The following is a 15,676-nucleotide window of genomic DNA, read 5'->3' on the forward strand; positions in this document are numbered from 1 at the left end:
TCAGCTGTGCGGACGACTCGCGCCGAGGCCGTGGACGAGGCCCATCAGCGTGGCGAGAATCAGGAACGCGGCCACGCCGACGAGGACGTTCCACTGCGTGTGCGACAGTTCGACCTGGGTTTCGAGCAGAAAAAGCATGACCGGAGCATAACGGCTCGGGGCCTTGTCAGGAACGAACCTGACCCGACCCGGTGACGACGTACTTCGTCGAGGTCATCTCGAGGAGCCCCATCGGGCCGCGTGCGTGCAGCTTCTGGGTGGAGATGCCGATCTCGGCGCCGAAGCCGAACTCGCCGCCGTCCACGAACCGGCTGGACGCGTTGACGAGGACGGCCGCCGCGTCCACCTCGGCGGTGAACCGCTGCGCGGAGGCCAGGTCGGACGTCACGATGGTCTCCGAATGCCCGCTGGTGTGCTCGGCGATGTGCTCCAGCGCCTCGTCCAGGGACGCCACGACCCGGCAGGCCAGGTCGAGCGAGAGGTACTCGGCGTCGAACTCGTCGGGCTCGGCGGGAACGACGCGGTCGTCGGCCGCGCAGACCTCGGGGGTGCCGTGCACGGTGACGCCGGCCGCGTCCAGCGCCGCCATGGCGCGCGGCAGGAACGCGGCGGCGATCTCCTCGTGCACCAGCAGGGTCTCGCAGGCGTTGCAGACGCTGACGCGCTGGGTCTTCGCGTTGAGCAGGATGTTCAGCGCCATCTCCTGGTCGGCGGAGGCGTCCACGAAGAGGTGGCAGTTGCCGGTGCCGGTCTCGATGACGGGCACCGTGGCGCCTACGACGACGGCCTTGATGAGCCCGGCTCCCCCGCGCGGGATCAGGACGTCGACGAGCCCACGGGCCGCCATCAGGTCGGCGGTGACCTCGTGGCCGCCCTCGACGAGCTGGACGGCGTCCCGAGGCAGCCCGGCCGACGCGACCCCCTCGGCGAGCGCGGCGACGATCGCCCGGTTGGAGTGCAGGGCCGAGCTCGAGCCGCGCAGCAGCGCCGCGTTGCCCGACTTCAGGCAGATGCCGGCGGCGTCCGCGGTGACGTTGGGCCGGGCCTCGTAGATGATCCCGACGACGCCGAACGGGACGCGCACCTGGCGCACCTGGACGCCGTTGGCGTTCGTCCAGCCCCGGACGACGTCCCCGACCGGGTCGGGCAGGTCGGCCAGCTGCCGCAGCCCCTCGGCCATGCCCTCGACGCGGTCGGGCGTGAGACGCAGCCGGTCGATCATCGCGGAGGCGGTGCCGGCCTGCTCGGCGCGCTGGACGTCCTCGGCGTTCGCGGCCAGGACGTCGGGCTGCGCGGCGAACAGCGCGTCGGCCATCCCCAGCAGCGCGGCGTCCTTCGCGGCGCGGGAGGCGGTGGCGAGCGTGCGTGCGGCGGCGCGCGCCGCGCGGGCTTGGTCGAGCACGGTCATTTCGTCATCCTAACGAGCCGCCTTCTCGGTGTGCCGGTGCGGGCCGCGCACCACCATCGAGTCGCGGTGGACGACCTCTCGCTCGTACTCGGGGCCGAAGTCGCGCACCAGCTCCGGCGTCGACCGGCCGACCATCCGGGCGAGCTCACCGGCGTCGAAGTTGACCAAGCCGCGGGCGATGACGGCACCCTCCTCGTCGACCAGCGCGACCGGGTCGCCGGCGTGGAAGTCCCCGCGCACGCCCGTCACCCCCGCGGCCAGCAGCGACGCGTTCCGGTGCCGGACGGCGTGGACCGCGCCGGCGTCCAACAGGACGTCGCCGACGGTGCGGGACGCGTAGGCCAGCCACAGCAGCTTGCGCGAGCGCCGCTTCCCCGACGCCGGGAAGTAGGTCCCCACGTCCTGCCCCGCCAGCGCGGGGGCAACGTTGTCGGCCGACGTGAGCACGACGTCGATGCCCGACTGGGACGCGATCCGCGCGGCCTCGAGCTTGGTGGTCATGCCGCCGGTGCCCACCGCGGAGCCGCGCCGGGAGGTGTCCACCTCGAGGCCGTCCAGGTCGTCGACGACGCCGAGCCGGCGGGCGCCCGGAGAGTCGGGGTGGGCGGTGTAGAGGGCGTCGACGTCGCTGAGCAGCACGAGGGCGTCCGCGCGGACGACGTGCGCCACCAGCGCGGCGAGCCGGTCGTTGTCGCCGAACCGGATCTCCTGGGTCGCCACCGTGTCGTTCTCGTTGACGACCGGGACGATCCCCCAGGCCAGCAGCCGGTTGAACGTGCGCAGCGCGTTGGCGTAGTTGGCCTGCCGGGACACGTCGTCGACGGTGAGCAGCACCTGGCCGACGCGCAGCCCCCGCTCGTGGAACAGCGCGGAGTACCGCTCCAGCAGGATCCCCTGCCCCACGGACGCCGCCGCCTGCTGGCTCGCCAGGTCGCGCGGGCGCCGGCGCATGCCGAGCGGGGCCAACCCCGCGGCGATGGCGCCCGAGGAGACCAGGACGACGTCGCGTCCGTCCCCGCGGACCGACGCGATGGCGTCCACCAGGGCGACCAGATGCGCCTCGTCGAGCGCCCCGGACGGCCCGGTCAGCGAGGACGACCCCACCTTCACGACCACGCGGCCGGCCCCGCCCACGCGGGGTCGGCGGGCGCCCTGGCTCACGCGTCGTCCTGGTCGTCGGGGTCGATCCCGGAGGTGGCGGTGCGGACGGCGTTCTCGGCGGCCTTGCGGGCGTGGTACTCCGCGTCCTCCTCGCGGCGGCGCAGCACCGACGGACGCTCCTCGTGCAGCCGCTCGTCGTCGCCGCGGCGGGCCAGGATCTCGGCGCCGCTTTCGATCTGCGGGGCGAAGTCGAAGACCACCGGGTCGTCCCCGGCGCCGATCGCGACCGCGTCCCCGGGACGGGCGCCCTGCGTCAGCAGCTCCTCCTCGATGCCGAGCCGGGTGAACCGGTCGGCGAGGTAGCCGACGGCCTCGGGGTTGGAGAAGTCCGTCTGCTTGACCCAGCGCTCGGGTTTGTCGCCGCGGACGCGCCACACGAAGCCGCCCTCACCGTCGCCCATCTTGCGGATGCTGAACTCGGGTCCGGACACGGCCGGGGCCGGCCGGAGCACGATGCGTTCGGGCGCGGGCTGCGCCGGAGTCTGCCTGCGGCGCGCGGCCACGAGCTCGGCCATCGCGAACGTGAGCGCCTGCAGGCCCTCGCCGCTCATCGTCGAGATCGGGAACACCCGGAAGCCGCGCTCCTTCAAGTCGGGCGTGACGAGCTCGGCGAGGTCGCGGCCGTCCGGCACGTCGATCTTGTTCAGGGCGACGAGGCGCGGCCGGTCCTCCAGACCGCCGTGGGCGGCCAGCTCGCCCTCGATGATCGTCAGGTCGGTCAGCGGGTCGCGTCCGGGCTCGTAGGTGGCGCAGTCGATGACGTGGACGATGGCCTGGCAGCGCTCGATGTGGCGCAGGAAGTCGTGGCCGAGCCCGCGGCCCTCGGAGGCCCCCTCGATGAGCCCGGGGACGTCCGCGACGGTGTACGTGACCTCGCCCGCCACGACGACGCCCAGGTTGGGCACCAACGTGGTGAACGGGTAGTCGGCGATCGCCGGTCGGGCCCGGCTGATGGCGGCGATCAGGGACGACTTGCCGGCGCTCGGGAACCCGACGAGGCCGACGTCCGCGAGCACCTTGAGCTCCAGCGAGATGCGGCGCTCCTCGCCCTCCTCGCCGAGCAGCGCGAAGCCGGGCGCCTTGCGGCTCGCCGAGGCGAGGGCCGCGTTGCCGAGCCCGCCGCGTCCGCCCGCTGCGACGACGACCTCCGTGCCGGCCCCGACGAGATCGGCGAGCGTCTCGCCGGTCTCGGCATCGTGGACGACCGTGCCGTCGGGGACCGCGAGAACCACGTCGGCGCCGTTCGCCCCGGCGCGGTTGTCGCCCATGCCGGGCTGACCGTTGGTGGCGCGCCGCCGGCTCTGCCGGTGGTAGTCGACCAGCGTCGTCAGGTGCGGGTCGACGCGGAGGATCACCGAGCCGCCGTGGCCGCCGTTGCCGCCGTCGGGTCCGCCCAGCGGCTTGAACTTCTCCCGGTGGACGGACGCGCACCCGTGACCGCCGTTGCCGCCGGCGACGTAGAGGGTCGCCTGATCGACGAACGAGGGGATGGCCATGGGAGCAGAGTCTACCGGGCCGACGTCCGGCCGAGTCGGGACGCTCGCACGGGGAGGGCGTCCACGTGTCACAATCGCCCGCGGACACGGGGTGCGCCGCCGGCGCTGAGATCACACCCGTGAACCTGCTCTAGTTCGTACTAGCGAAGGGATGTCCCATGAATCGTCACGACCGCGCCCTGCAGCCCGTTCACACGCACCGGGCGGAGGCCCGGGCATGAGCGCCACCACCCGGGCGGACTCCGCCGCCACCCCCCGCGCCGTCGAGCGGCACGGCCTGGACGTCATCGCCGAGCAGGACCGCCGCGGCCGCGCCCGCGAGCTGTTCTGGCCTTGGTTCAGCTCCAACGTGTCGGTGCTGTCGGTCGCCTGGGGCTCCTACATCCTCGACTTCGGGATCAGCCTCGCGCAGGCGATGGCCGCGTCCATCGTCGGGGTCGTCGCGAGCTTCGTGCTCGCCGGCGTCATCTCGCTGGCCGGCCAGCGCGGCTCTGCCCCCACGATGGCGCTGTCGCGGGCGGTGTTCGGCGTGCATGGGAACGTGCTGCCGGGGCTGGTCAGCTACCTGTTGCTGCTCGGCTGGGAGATCGTGCTCGTCTCGGTCAGCGTCATCGCCACCGGCACCATCGCGGCCCAACTCGGGGTGGCCGCCGGCGGCGCGACGCAGCTGATCGTCTTCGCCCTGACGGTCGCGACCGTCGTGGTGGTGGGCGTCCTCGGCTTCGATGCAGTCATGCGCGCGCAGAAGTGGCTGGGCTGGGCGATGATCGTGCTGACGGCGATCTACATCGCCGCGACCGTGCACCGCATCGACCCGGCGGCGCTGGCCGCGCACCCGTCCGGGTCGGCCGCCGGCGTCATCGGCGCCGGCGTCATGGTGCTGTCGGGCTTCGGCGTGGGCTGGACGAGCGCGGCCGCCGACTACTCCCGCTACCTGCCCGGCGGCGAATCGAAGCGCGCGATCGTCGGCTGGACGACGCTGGGCGGCTCGCTGCCGGTCGCGGTGCTCATCGGCTACGGCCTGCTGATCTGCGGCTCCGATCCGGCGCTGTCGGACCTGGTGGTCCGCGACCCCATCGGCGGCCTCGCCTCGGTGCTGCCCGCCTGGCTGGTCGTGCCGTTCTGGCTGGTCGCGATGACCGGCTTCGTCTCGGGCGCGATCATGGACCTCTACTCCTCGGGCCTGGCGCTGCTCGCCCTCGGCCTGCCCGTGCAGCGCTGGATGGCCGCCCTCATCGACGGGGTCCTGATGGTGTTCGGCACGATCTACGTCGTCTGGTTCAGCCCCGACTTCCTCGGCCCGTTCCAGGGTTTCCTGATCACCCTCGGCGTCCCCCTCGCCGCGTGGACCGGGGTGTTCGGCGCCGACCTGCTGCTGCGCTGGCGGCACGGCTACCGCGTCGACCTGGCGGACGCCTCGGGCGCCGGCGTCGGTTCGGTGCGCTGGCCGGCGGTCCTGGTGATGGCGGTCACGTCGGCCATCGGCTTCGGCCTGGTGGTGAGCGCGGTCCCCGCGCTGTCGTGGCAGGGCTACTTCATGGGAGCGCTCGGCGGGATCGACGGTCCTTGGGCGTCCGCCAACGTCGGCGTCCTCGTCGCGCTGGTGCTGTCCTTCGTCGCCTACCTGCCGGTCGCGGCCCGGGAGCACCGGAGCCGGTGACCGCCCCGGGGAACGGTCAGGCGCGGCGTCCCCGGAAGGCCTCCATCGCCCGCCGCTCCTTCTTCGTCGGACGCCCCGCACCCCGGTCGCGGACGGCCACCTTGCCCACCATCTCGGGGATCGGCGCCGGCTTCTCGGGCGTGTGATCGAGGTAGGCCTGCTGCGCGATCGAGGCGCCAACCCGCTTCACGAGGGTGGGATCGATGACCTCGACGATGCGTTCGTCCTGGTCACGCCGCACCCGGATCTCGTCGCCGGTGTGGACGTCCTGGGCAGGCTTGGCGGGGATCCCGTTCACCCGGACGTGACCGCCCCGCACGCCCGCCGTCGCCGCCGATCGCGTCTTGTACAGCCGCACCGACCACAGCCACGAATCCAGCCTCGCCATCGCGCCCTCAGTACGTCAGCCCGTGGCCGAGGCGGTACACGTTCCCGTCGGCGTCGGTGTAGGCGTACGTCATTCCCTCGGGCATGTACTGCTCCTTGTCGTAGCCCGGGACATCGTTGGGCGAGACGCAGCGGCCGTAGCCCTTGCGCAGGCCGCAGGCCACCCACTCGGCGCGGACGGCTTCGGCGAAGTCGGACGCCAGCGACGCGTCCCCGCCGCGGGCCTGGTCGCCCAGGATGGCCGCCGCGATGCCCATGGTGGCCGGAAAGGTCGAGAAGACGCCGACGGCGTCGTTCATGCCGAAGACCATCTCGCCGTTCTCGTTGCGGGAGTTGGACGTGGCGATCACCGGGATGCCCAGCCGGGTCGACTCGGCGACTTCGTTCATCGCGTTGATCCAGGTGGCGATCTTCGCGGGCGGCTGGTTGTCGCGCAGGATGAAGTGCCGCAGATGCAGCCGCTCGAGGGTCTCGGTGCTGCCGAACACCTTGCGGGTGGCGAAGATGCTGGTGCCGGCCTCGATGACGCGCTCGTCGAGGGCTCCCTCGTGCGACACCGCCTCGCCCTCGGGCACCTCGTAGCCGGTGAAGCGGGTGTTGATCAGCATCATGCCGACCTTCTCGTCCACGTCCATCTTCGACACGAGGTCGGCGGCCCGCTCGGCGGGGCTGAGCCGCCAGTCTTCGTAGGGATCGAGCTCACCGTTGGCGTTGAGGTCCTTGAACTGCAGCCCGTCCACGGTGATGAGCTGCTTGGAGCGGACTTCGAGTCGAGGCTGGTTCACGGCGTTCGCTTCCTGATCGGTTATTCGTCCGATCTTAGGGTGTGCCACACCCCTCGTCCGAGAATCACCCGGCGAACGCGACGGGGGCGGCCCCGGACGTCCGGGACCGCCCTCGCGGCTCTAAGCGAGTGTCAGGCCTGCTCGTCGAGCGCGATGTCGACGACCTTGCGGCCGCGGCGCGTCCCGAAGGCGACCGTGCCGGGCTTCAGCGCGAACAGCGTGTCGTCGCCGCCCCGGCCGACGTTGTTGCCCGGGTGGAAGTGGGTGCCACGCTGGCGGACGATGATCTCGCCGGCGTTCACAGCCTCACCGCCGAAGCGCTTCACGCCGAGGCGCTGCGCGTTGGAGTCGCGACCGTTACGCGACGAAGATGCGCCCTTCTTGTGTGCCATGGTTCAGCTCCCTCAGTTCTCGATGCCCGTGACCTTGACCTGGGTGTAGCGCTGGCGGTGACCCATGCGCTTCTTGTACCCGGTCTTGTTCTTGTACTTCATGATGCGGATCTTCGGGCCCTTGGTCTCGGCGAGAACCTCAGCCGTCACCGAAACCTTGCCCAGCTCGTCCACCTCGGAGGTCACAGCCTCGCCGTCGACCAACAGCAGCGGGGTCAGGTTCACCGTGGAACCGACCTCGGCGTTCAGCTTGTCAACCTCGAGGACGTCACCCACGGCAACCTTGTGCTGGCGGCCGCCACTGCGCACGATCGCGTACACGCCTGACCTACTCTCTTCAATCGTTCGAAATCTTGGGTGGCCCGGCCACCAACGAAAGGGGCCCAACCGCTTGGGATGATGCCGGGGCGACGACATGGCCAGCCCGTCAGGCACCGAAGAACAAGAATACGCGTCCCGTCCGGAAACGGTCAAACCGCTGCCGAACGGCGCGGCGTCAGAGGCACAGTCTACCGCGCCACCCCGGACGCCTCGGCCTGCGGACCGCCCCGGTGCCCGGCCGTCAGGCCAGACCTGCGGCCCGGTCCCGCGGCGGGGCGACGACGGCGTCCACGAAGGAACCCACCGCGTCCGCGAACGACTCGGCGAGGGCGCCGGCCGCCTCCCGGGCCGCCTTGCTGCGCGAGGTGAACGAGTGCGCGCCGGGGACGCCGACGACGGTCCGCTCCCCTGCCTGCTCCACCTCCGCGCACGTGGCGCGCACGACGGCGTCCGACCCGAACGGGTCCCGGTCGCCCTGCACGATCAGCACCGGCCCGCGGACGCCGGCGAGCTCGGCGACGCGGGTGCGGTCGTCCTTGCCGGGCGGGAACAGCGGGAACGACAGTGCCACGACCCCCGCCGTCCCCGGACCGAAGCACCGGCAGGCCACCCGGGCGCCAGCGCTGCGGCCGCCGGCGAACCACGGCAGGCCCGCGAACCGCTCGCCGAACGCCTCGGCGGCCGGCAGCCAGCCGCGATCGAGCGTCCGCGGCGGTCCCGCGACCTTGCGCCCGGCGACCCGCCACGGCTGCTCGTAGCGGCCCACGGCGATGCCGCGTCCGGGCAGCCGCTCGGCGAGGGCGACGAGGTCGAAGGCGTCCGCGCCGCCACCGGCGCCGTGCCCCAGCAGCACCGCCGCGCGCGGGGCGTCCGGCGCGTCGATGAGCAGCCGGCCGGGACCGTTCGGGGTGTCGATATCGAGGGCCTCCATGCCGCCACCCTGGCACGGCACCCGGCCGCCGGAAAAGCCGACCGGGCCACCCGCCCGCCCCGCTAGGGTGAGAGCGACCCATCGCCTCCGGAGGAGCGCCGTTCGTGATCGCCAACGTCATCTTCGATGTCGCCCTGGTCATCGTCGACTGGGACCCCACCCGGCTGTCCGCGTTCGTCGGCGAGGAGCGGGCCAACGCGCTGGCCACGTCCGAGGCGTTCGCCGAGATCAACCACAACACCGACCAGGGCCAAACCCTCGCCGACGCGATGGCGGACTTCGACGCGCGGTACCCCGACCTCGCGCCCGTCTACCGCGCGTACGTCGAACACTTCCCCGTCACGGTCGCCGGGGAGATGCCGGGGACGTCCGCGATCGTCCGCGAACTCATCGCCGCCGGGGTGCCGACGTTCGGGCTCTCCAACTGGGCCGACGAGAACTTCCACGTCGCCGAGGCGGCCGCACCGGTGCTGGGCGAACTGCGCGACCTGGTCGTCTCGGCGCGCGTCGGCCTCGCCAAGCCGGACCCGGCGATCTTCGAACTCGCGCTGCGGCGGTTCGGCGTCGCGGCCGAGGAGACCGTGATGATCGACGACACGGTGCGCAATCTGGACGCCGCCGAGTCCGTCGGGCTGCGCACGCTGCACTTCACCTCGGCGGACGCGCTGCGCCGCGACCTGCGGGCCCTCGGGCTACTACGCTGACCCCACCCACGCAGCCGCGACGCCCGGGAGCTCCCATGGACTTCTACAACCTGTACGACCACGGCCTCATCCGGGCGGCGGCCTGCACGTTGCCGATCACGATGGTCGACCCGACCGCGAACGCAGCGGCCATCGTCGAGCAGGCCCGCGCGTGCGCCGAGGAGGGCGTCGCGCTCGCCGTGTTCCCCGAGCTGAGCCTCACCGGCTACTCGATCGAAGACCTGCTGCTGCAGGACACGGTGCTGGACGCGACCGAGGACGCCCTCGCCGAGCTCGCCGCGGCGTCGGCCGACCTGTCCCCCGTCCTCGTCGTGGGCGCCCCGCTGCGGAGCCTGCACCGCGTCTACAACTGCGCGGTGGTGCTGCACCGCGGCCGCGTCCTCGGGGTCGTCCCGAAGTCGTACCTCCCGACGTACCGCGAGTTCTACGAGCGGCGCCAGATCGCCCCGGGCGACGACGTCACGGGCGAGATCTCGGTCGCCGGCCAGGACGCCCCGTTCGGGGCCGACCTGCTGTTCGCGGCGTCCGACGTGCCGAACTTCGTGCTCAACGTCGAGATCTGCGAGGACATGTGGGTGCCGATCCCGCCGGCCGCCGAGGCCGCGCTGGCCGGGGCCACCGTCATCGCGAATCTCTCCGGCTCGCCGATCACCGTGGCCAAGTCGGTCGAGCGGCACCTGCTGTGCCAGGCCAACTCGTCGCGCTACCTCGCGGGGTACGTGTACTCCGCCGCCGGCGAGGGCGAGTCGTCCACCGACCTGGCCTGGGACGGCCAGACGATGATCTATGAGAACGGGACGCCGTTGGCGTCCTCCGAACGGTTCCCCCAGGGGCCCCGGCGGTCGGTGGCCGACCTGGACGTGGCGACCCTGCACCAGGAGCGGCTGCGCCAGGGCACGTTCGACGACAACCGGCGCGCGCACGCCGAGCGGACCGGCGAGTTCCGCACCATCGCGTTCGAGCTCGGACGCCCCACCGGCGACCTGGGCCTGCGGCGTCCGATGGCACGGTTCCCGTTCGTGCCGGCCGACCCGCAGCGGCTCGCGCAGGACTGCTACGAGGCCTACAACATCCAGGTGTCGGGGCTGGAGCAGCGGCTGCGCTCCATCGGCCAGCCGAAGATCGTCATCGGGGTCTCGGGCGGCCTCGACTCCACGCACGCGCTCATCGTCGCCGCCCGCGCGATGGATCGGATGGGACGCCCGCGCAGCGACATCCTCGCGTTCACGATGCCGGGCTTCGCCACGTCCGATGACACGAAGAACAACGCGACGCGGCTGTCGGAGGCGCTGGGCGTCACGTTCGAGACCCTCGACATCCGCCCGGCGTGCACGGCGATGCTCGAGCAGATGGGCCACCCGTTCGCGTCCGGAGAGCCGGTCTACGACGTGACCTTCGAGAACGTGCAGGCCGGCATGCGCACCGACTATCTGTTCCGCATCGCCAACCAGCGTGGCGGCATCGTGCTCGGCACCGGAGACCTGTCGGAGCTGGCCCTCGGCTGGTGCACCTACGGCGTCGGCGACCAGATGAGCCACTACAACGTCAACGGCGGCGTCCCGAAGACGCTGATGCAACACCTGATCCGCTGGGTCGTCTCGTCGGGACAGTTCAGCGACGAGGTGAGCGAGGTGCTGAACTCGATCCTCCACACCGAGATCAGCCCCGAGCTCGTCCCGGTCACCCAGGGCGAGAAACCCCAGTCGACCCAGGAGAAGATCGGGCCCTACAACCTGCAGGACTTCACCCTCTTCCACATCCTGCGGCACGGCATGACGCCGTCGAAGATCGCGTTCTACGCTCTGCACGCGTGGGGCGAGACCTCGCAGGCCGGTTGGCCGGCCGGGTTCCCCGAGAGCGAGCGCGTGACCTACGATCTGCCCGAGATCAAGAGGTGGCTGGAGGTCTTCTGCCAGCGCTTCTTCGGCTTCGCCCAGTTCAAGCGGTCGGCGCTGCCGAACGGGCCGAAGGTCGTCCGGGGCGGGTCGCTCTCGCCGCGCGGCGACTGGCGGATGCCGTCGGACACCAACGCGAAGATCTGGCTCGACGAGATCGCGCGCAACGTTCCCTGACGCCGCGTCCCCTCCCCTGCACCACCACGTTCGAAGGACCACGATGGATACACGCCTGCTCGCGCTCGGCGCCAGCTTCCGCCACGTCGCCTCGGTGCCCACGCCGACGATGATCATGATCGAGCCCGACCTGCGGGGTCTCGACGTCGTCCAGGCCGGTTGGCGCACCACGCCGGACATCGAGCTGTGCGACTACACCGACCTGTACGGAAACGTGGGCAAGCGGTTCGTCCTGCCTGCGGGCGAGAGCGTGTACGCGTGGAAGGCCGTCGTCCGGGTGCCGGACGCCCTCGACGACGCCGACCCGGACGCCCCGCAATGCCCGGTGACGGACCTTCCCGACGAGGCGCTGCCGTTCCTGCTGCCGAGCCGCTACTGCCAGTCCGACCTCCTCAGCGGGGACGCCTGGCGCCTGTTCGGCGGCCTCGAGCCGGGCTACCGGCGGGTCCAGGCGATCAGCGACTTCGTCCACGAGCGCGTCGAGTACCGCACCGGCTCGACGACGTCGAGCTACACCGCGGTGGACGCCTTCACCAACGGCTACGGCATCTGCCGCGACCTCGCCCACACATTCGTCGCGCTCTGCCGCGCGCTGAACATCCCGGCCCGCTACGTCTCGGGCTACCTCCCCGACATGGACGTCCCTCCCCTACCCACCGAGATGGACTTCCACGCCTTCGCTGAGGTCTACCTGGGCGACCGCTGGTGGACGTTCGACCCGCGGCACAACGCCCGGCGCAAGGGCCACGTCCCCATCTGCCGCGGACGCGACGCCGCCGACTGCGCGCTGGCGACGTACTTCGGCTCGCCGTGGCTGAAGCGGATGCTGGTCACGACCCACGAGGTGGACGCCGACGGCAACCCGGTGGGGCTGCGCACCGGGTACGACCCGCAGTTCCCCGACGACTGAGCGGGACCGACCGGCCCCGTTCGTCGGGCGGAGCCGCAGCGAGGGTGGCGTGGCCCCCGCTCCGTGACTGACAGCGCTTGCTCGCGCGTGGAAATCTAGGGGTGTGGTGGACTTCTCCCTGACCAGCCCCGCCGACGAGGAGCGTCGCAGGCGGCTGCGGCGCATGAAGGTGGTGTCGCTGTCGCTGCTCATCGTGGCGGCGATCATCTACCTGCTCACGCTGCGGCTCGACCACGGCGGCGTGTGGGGGTACGTGAACACCGCCGCGGAGGCCGCGATGGTCGGCGGGCTGGCGGACTGGTTCGCGGTCACCGCGCTGTTCCGGCACCCGCTGGGCATCCCGATCCCCCACACCGCGATCATCCCCCGCAAGAAGGACGACTTGGCTCACAGCCTTCAGGACTTCTTCGCGGAGAACTTCCTCACCGAGGACGTCGTCCGCGAGCGCGTCGGGGAGGCGCAGATCGCCCGTCGGCTGGGCGAGTGGCTCCAGGAGCCGGCCCACGCCCACCGGGTCGTCGCCGAGGGCGTCCGGTTGGGGCGTGCCGCGCTGCAGCGCGTCGGCGACGAGGACGTCCGCGTGTTCGCCGAGGAGTCGATCCTGCCGCGGCTGTCCGCTCAGCCCATCGCGGGTCACCTGGGCAGCATGCTCGACAGGGTCGTCCGCGAGGACCGGCACCGCGGCCTGGTCAACCTCACCATCAACGAGCTCGGGCGCTGGCTGCTCGCGAACCCCAAGCGCTTCACCGACCTGATCGGCGACCGCGCCCCCACGTGGGCGCCGGAGTTCGTCAACGGACGCGTCGCGAACTACGCCTACAAGCAGGCGGTCGAGTGGCTCATCGCCGTGCGCAACGACCCCGATCACGCGGCCCGCAAGGCCCTGAACGACCTGCTGCTGCGCGTGGCGAAAGACCTGCAGCAGGACACGACCGTCCGCCACCGCGTCGAAGACTTCAAGGCGAAGGTGCTCACCCAACCCGAGACCGCGGACGCGGTCGTCGGCATCTGGCGCAGCCTGCGCTCAGGCGTCGAGGCGGCGATGGACGACGACGGCTCGGCGCTGTGGACGCGCACCCAGGGTGCCCTGGAACGGCTGGGCGCCCGGGTCGCGACGAGCGAGCACGACCAGCAGCGCGTCGACGCCGCCCTCGGCGACGTCTCGGCGTTCCTCGTCCGCTCGTACGGGCACGAACTGTCCGCCGTGATCAGCCACACCATCCAGCGCTGGGACGGCCAGGAGGCGTCCCGCAAGATCGAGCTGCACGTCGGACGCGACCTGCAATTCATCCGCATCAACGGCACGATCGTGGGCGCGCTGGCCGGGCTCATCATCCATACGCTCAGTCAGCTGCTCGCTTAGCGCCCGGGACGCGTCCGCCCCGGGATGTGCGCGCCGTAGCCGGAGCGCCGGGGCGGCTCAGCCGAAGGAGCGGCGGCTGATCAGCCAGTCCGCCGCCTTGAGGAACTGCTCACCCTGCTCGGGCATGCCGCGGTGGCACAGGTACAGCCCGTTGGCGACGCGCTCGAGGAAGCCCCACTGCCAGATCGCTTCGGCGTCGGTGCCCGTCTCGCCGGCGAGTTGGGCGCACCAGGCGCGCAGCATCACGACCGGGTCCTCGCTGCTCAGCACCAGCCGGTTGGACTCGCGGACGGCGACCCCGAGGTCGAAGTCGGGCTCGCAGCGGAAGCCGTCCGGGTCGACCCACACGTAGCCGGCCGGGGCGCCCGGGCGCGGCGAGGTGACGGCCAGCAGGTTGCCCGAGTGCGGGTCCCCGTGGCAGACCACCTGACGGTCGGGGTTACGCGCCTGAAGCCGCTGCTCGGCGAACAGCAGGGCGCGCTTGACGACCGCGTCGAGCTCGATCGACGTGTCGCGGTACCAGTACTCGATCTGCTCGGCCAGCTGCGCCGCCCGGTGCGTCTTCTCGTCGACCTCGGGGGCCACGTCCAGCGGCAGCGTCCAGGCCTCGATGAGGGTCTGGGTGCGCGCGTGCAGCATCGGCTCGATGGCCAGCGAGTCCAGCAGGAGCTCCGCGGGGACGTTGCCGTAGTTGACCCGCCACTCCTCGTCGGCGGAGCGGCCGAGCAGCTCCATCAGCACCGCGCCGTGATCGACGTCGGACTCGTACACGTGGGCGTAGCCGCGGCCCCGGGCCGCCTCCATGGTGCCGACCTGACGGGTGAAGTGTTCGTCGGGGGTGAAGAGCTTGAGCGCCGCGGGCCGACCCCGGCGTGTCACCGACAGCACCGCCGATCCGACGGACTGCGACAGGAAGGGTCCCACCTCGAGGTCCCAGGTATCGGCCGCCCGATCGCGCAGGGCCGGCAGCGTGTCGACCCACTCGCGCCACCGCGGTTCCAGGGTCATCAGGTGCGAACGCAGCGGCGGCATGACGTCGGACATGGCCGGAGCCCCTTTCGAAGCGGTACCCGGAGTCTACCGTCTGGTGATGAGCCAGGACGCGGCCTGCAGCGACAGCCGCGCCTCATCGGCGGCCGTACCGGACGCCTGCAACTCCAGCCCTGCGGCGACCCGCCGGATGAACGCCCACTGCCAGATCGCCTCCGCGTCGGTGCCCGACTGCTCGGCCAGCGTCGCGCACCAGCCGCGGACGAGCAGGACGGCGTCCTCCGCGGTCAGGATGGCGCGGTTCGCACCCATCAACGCCGAGCCCAGGTCGTACTCGCGCTCGCAGCGCAGCCCGGCTGGATCGACGAGGACCTCGCCCCCGGTGTCCGGGACGCGTCCCGGCGGCGCCGCGCACACGTGCCGCGGTTGCGGGTCGCCATGGACGAGCACCTGAGCGCGGGCGACATCGGCCTCCCAGCGCTGCTCGGCGTAGCGCAAGGCGCGGGCGATCACAGACTCGTACTCCGCGGCGCTCGGCGTGCGGGCGAGCGTGGCGATGCGCTGGGCGAGCCGCCCCGCCGGGTGCGAGTGCCTGTCGGGGGCGGGCACGAGGGTCGCGGGCACCTGCCAGGCCTGTTGCAGCGCTGGCAGATACGTGACGACGGCGCCGTCGTGTTCTCCGGACGTCCGCGAGCGCAGCCGGGACGCCAGACTGGCCCCCAGCCCCTCCAGCAGCAGGACGCCCGCCGGCACGTCGGACTCCAGCAATCGGACGTAGCCGCGGCCGTTGGCCGCAGAGAGGATGCGCTCCTCGAGCTCGACGGCGGGGCCGGGCGGGGCGATCTTCAGCACGAAGGGCTTGCCGTCGCGCACGGCCCGCAGCACGAGGGAGGATCGCGCCTCCTCGATCGGGTAGCCGAGGTCGAGACGCCAGCGGTCGGCGCAATCGGCGGCGAGCTGGTCGAGCCCGGCCGCCCACGCTTCACCCCGCTCGCCCTGGGCGCGCAGCCACCCTCGGGTCCCCGCGGACAGGTGGGTCATGCGGTCACCTCCACGGTCACGTTACCCGGCCGACGGGCGACCGGGGCCGGATCCG

The 15,676-nt window shown here is 71.9% G+C and carries 16 protein-coding genes and 1 riboswitch; of the genes, 5 read left to right on the top strand and 11 right to left on the bottom strand.

Annotated features, from left to right (window positions below; all coding sequences use genetic code 11):
* From BN1187_RS14340 to obgE, 4 genes are read right to left on the bottom strand one after another with little or no spacing between them, the layout of a single operon-like run.
* Entirely contained in the window at positions 1-138 is a 138-nt protein-coding gene (locus BN1187_RS14340) for a hypothetical protein (protein ID WP_157754768.1), read from the bottom strand.
* Between the two features lie 28 nt (positions 139-166).
* The gene (locus tag BN1187_RS09835; RefSeq protein WP_040161276.1) at positions 167-1,408 is read right to left on the bottom strand and encodes a glutamate-5-semialdehyde dehydrogenase; all 1,242 of its coding nucleotides are present in this window, start codon (positions 1,406-1,408) and stop codon (positions 167-169) included.
* A gap of 9 nt (positions 1,409-1,417) precedes the next feature.
* Complete coding sequence (gene proB / locus BN1187_RS09840; RefSeq protein ID WP_072042041.1) at positions 1,418-2,569, bottom strand: glutamate 5-kinase; 1,152 nt, start codon at positions 2,567-2,569, stop codon at positions 1,418-1,420.
* On the bottom strand, positions 2,566-4,065 hold the full coding sequence (gene obgE, locus BN1187_RS09845; protein ID WP_040161279.1) for a GTPase ObgE: 1,500 nt from the start codon (positions 4,063-4,065) through the stop codon (positions 2,566-2,568). Before obgE ends, proB begins: the two co-directional genes overlap by 4 nt.
* Before the next feature lie 77 nt (positions 4,066-4,142).
* A riboswitch (TPP riboswitch) is annotated at positions 4,143-4,234 on the top strand.
* Between the two features lie 48 nt (positions 4,235-4,282).
* On the opposite strand from obgE, the gene BN1187_RS09850 reads away from it, so the two are divergent.
* Positions 4,283-5,725: a purine-cytosine permease family protein gene (locus BN1187_RS09850; RefSeq protein ID WP_040161282.1), complete on the top strand. Its 1,443-nt coding sequence runs from the start codon at positions 4,283-4,285 to the stop codon at positions 5,723-5,725.
* Between the two features lie 16 nt (positions 5,726-5,741).
* Here BN1187_RS09850 and BN1187_RS09855 read toward each other — a convergent pair whose 3' ends face one another.
* The 5 genes from BN1187_RS09855 to BN1187_RS09875 form a co-directional block, all read right to left on the bottom strand.
* Positions 5,742-6,113 carry an RNA-binding S4 domain-containing protein gene (locus BN1187_RS09855; RefSeq protein WP_040161284.1) on the bottom strand — a complete coding sequence of 124 codons (372 nt, stop codon included), beginning with the start codon at positions 6,111-6,113 and terminating at the stop codon, positions 5,742-5,744.
* 7 nt (positions 6,114-6,120) lie between these two features.
* Positions 6,121-6,897 (bottom strand): glycoside hydrolase family 3 protein, encoded by a 777-nt coding sequence (locus BN1187_RS09860; protein ID WP_040161286.1) that lies wholly within the window; start codon positions 6,895-6,897, stop codon positions 6,121-6,123.
* Between the two features lie 131 nt (positions 6,898-7,028).
* The gene (gene rpmA, locus BN1187_RS09865) at positions 7,029-7,289 is read right to left on the bottom strand and encodes a 50S ribosomal protein L27 (protein ID WP_040161287.1); all 261 of its coding nucleotides are present in this window, start codon (positions 7,287-7,289) and stop codon (positions 7,029-7,031) included.
* Positions 7,290-7,301: 12 nt separating this feature from the next.
* On the bottom strand, positions 7,302-7,610 hold the full coding sequence (gene rplU / locus BN1187_RS09870; protein ID WP_040161289.1) for a 50S ribosomal protein L21: 309 nt from the start codon (positions 7,608-7,610) through the stop codon (positions 7,302-7,304).
* A 241-nt stretch (positions 7,611-7,851) separates the two neighbouring features.
* Positions 7,852-8,541, bottom strand: a complete 690-nt coding sequence (locus BN1187_RS09875; protein WP_052462580.1) for an alpha/beta hydrolase family protein — start codon at positions 8,539-8,541, stop codon at positions 7,852-7,854.
* 104 nt (positions 8,542-8,645) lie between these two features.
* On the opposite strand from BN1187_RS09875, the gene BN1187_RS09880 reads away from it, so the two are divergent.
* The 4 genes from BN1187_RS09880 to BN1187_RS09895 all read left to right on the top strand — a co-directional run bounded on the left by BN1187_RS09880 (position 8,646) and on the right by BN1187_RS09895 (position 13,590).
* Positions 8,646-9,245: an HAD family hydrolase gene (locus BN1187_RS09880; RefSeq protein ID WP_040161292.1), complete on the top strand. Its 600-nt coding sequence runs from the start codon at positions 8,646-8,648 to the stop codon at positions 9,243-9,245.
* A gap of 35 nt (positions 9,246-9,280) precedes the next feature.
* Positions 9,281-11,317 (top strand): NAD(+) synthase, encoded by a 2,037-nt coding sequence (locus tag BN1187_RS09885; RefSeq protein WP_040161296.1) that lies wholly within the window; start codon positions 9,281-9,283, stop codon positions 11,315-11,317.
* Between the two features lie 43 nt (positions 11,318-11,360).
* Positions 11,361-12,227 carry a transglutaminase-like domain-containing protein gene (locus BN1187_RS09890; RefSeq protein WP_040161298.1) on the top strand — a complete coding sequence of 289 codons (867 nt, stop codon included), beginning with the start codon at positions 11,361-11,363 and terminating at the stop codon, positions 12,225-12,227.
* 106 nt (positions 12,228-12,333) lie between these two features.
* Positions 12,334-13,590, top strand: a complete 1,257-nt coding sequence (locus BN1187_RS09895; protein ID WP_040162901.1) for a DUF445 domain-containing protein — start codon at positions 12,334-12,336, stop codon at positions 13,588-13,590.
* 57 nt (positions 13,591-13,647) lie between these two features.
* Here BN1187_RS09895 and BN1187_RS09900 read toward each other — a convergent pair whose 3' ends face one another.
* Positions 13,648-14,634, bottom strand: coding sequence for an aminoglycoside phosphotransferase family protein (locus BN1187_RS09900; protein ID WP_052462581.1), 987 nt, complete (start codon positions 14,632-14,634; stop codon positions 13,648-13,650).
* A gap of 33 nt (positions 14,635-14,667) precedes the next feature.
* Positions 14,668-15,621, bottom strand: coding sequence for an aminoglycoside phosphotransferase family protein (locus BN1187_RS09905; RefSeq protein ID WP_052462582.1), 954 nt, complete (start codon positions 15,619-15,621; stop codon positions 14,668-14,670).
* Positions 15,622-15,676: the final 55 nt, after the last annotated feature.

Origin of the sequence: Nigerium massiliense (genome assembly GCF_000826085.1) — a bacterium.
GTDB classification, from domain to species: domain Bacteria; phylum Actinomycetota; class Actinomycetes; order Propionibacteriales; family Propionibacteriaceae; genus Propioniciclava; species Propioniciclava massiliense.

Coding starts and splice junctions, on each gene's coding strand:
- BN1187_RS14340 (WP_157754768.1), bottom strand. CDS start 138: ATGCTTTTTCTGCTCGAAACCCAGGTCGAACTGTCGCACACGCAGTGG.
- BN1187_RS09835 (WP_040161276.1), bottom strand. CDS start 1,408: ATGACCGTGCTCGACCAAGCCCGCGCGGCGCGCGCCGCCGCACGCACG.
- obgE (WP_040161279.1), bottom strand. CDS start 4,065: ATGGCCATCCCCTCGTTCGTCGATCAGGCGACCCTCTACGTCGCCGGC.
- BN1187_RS09850 (WP_040161282.1), top strand. CDS start 4,283: ATGAGCGCCACCACCCGGGCGGACTCCGCCGCCACCCCCCGCGCCGTC.
- BN1187_RS09855 (WP_040161284.1), bottom strand. CDS start 6,113: ATGGCGAGGCTGGATTCGTGGCTGTGGTCGGTGCGGCTGTACAAGACG.
- rpmA (WP_040161287.1), bottom strand. CDS start 7,289: ATGGCACACAAGAAGGGCGCATCTTCGTCGCGTAACGGTCGCGACTCC.
- BN1187_RS09875 (WP_052462580.1), bottom strand. CDS start 8,541: ATGGAGGCCCTCGATATCGACACCCCGAACGGTCCCGGCCGGCTGCTC.
- BN1187_RS09885 (WP_040161296.1), top strand. CDS start 9,281: ATGGACTTCTACAACCTGTACGACCACGGCCTCATCCGGGCGGCGGCC.
- BN1187_RS09890 (WP_040161298.1), top strand. CDS start 11,361: ATGGATACACGCCTGCTCGCGCTCGGCGCCAGCTTCCGCCACGTCGCC.
- BN1187_RS09900 (WP_052462581.1), bottom strand. CDS start 14,634: ATGTCCGACGTCATGCCGCCGCTGCGTTCGCACCTGATGACCCTGGAA.
- BN1187_RS09905 (WP_052462582.1), bottom strand. CDS start 15,621: ATGACCCACCTGTCCGCGGGGACCCGAGGGTGGCTGCGCGCCCAGGGC.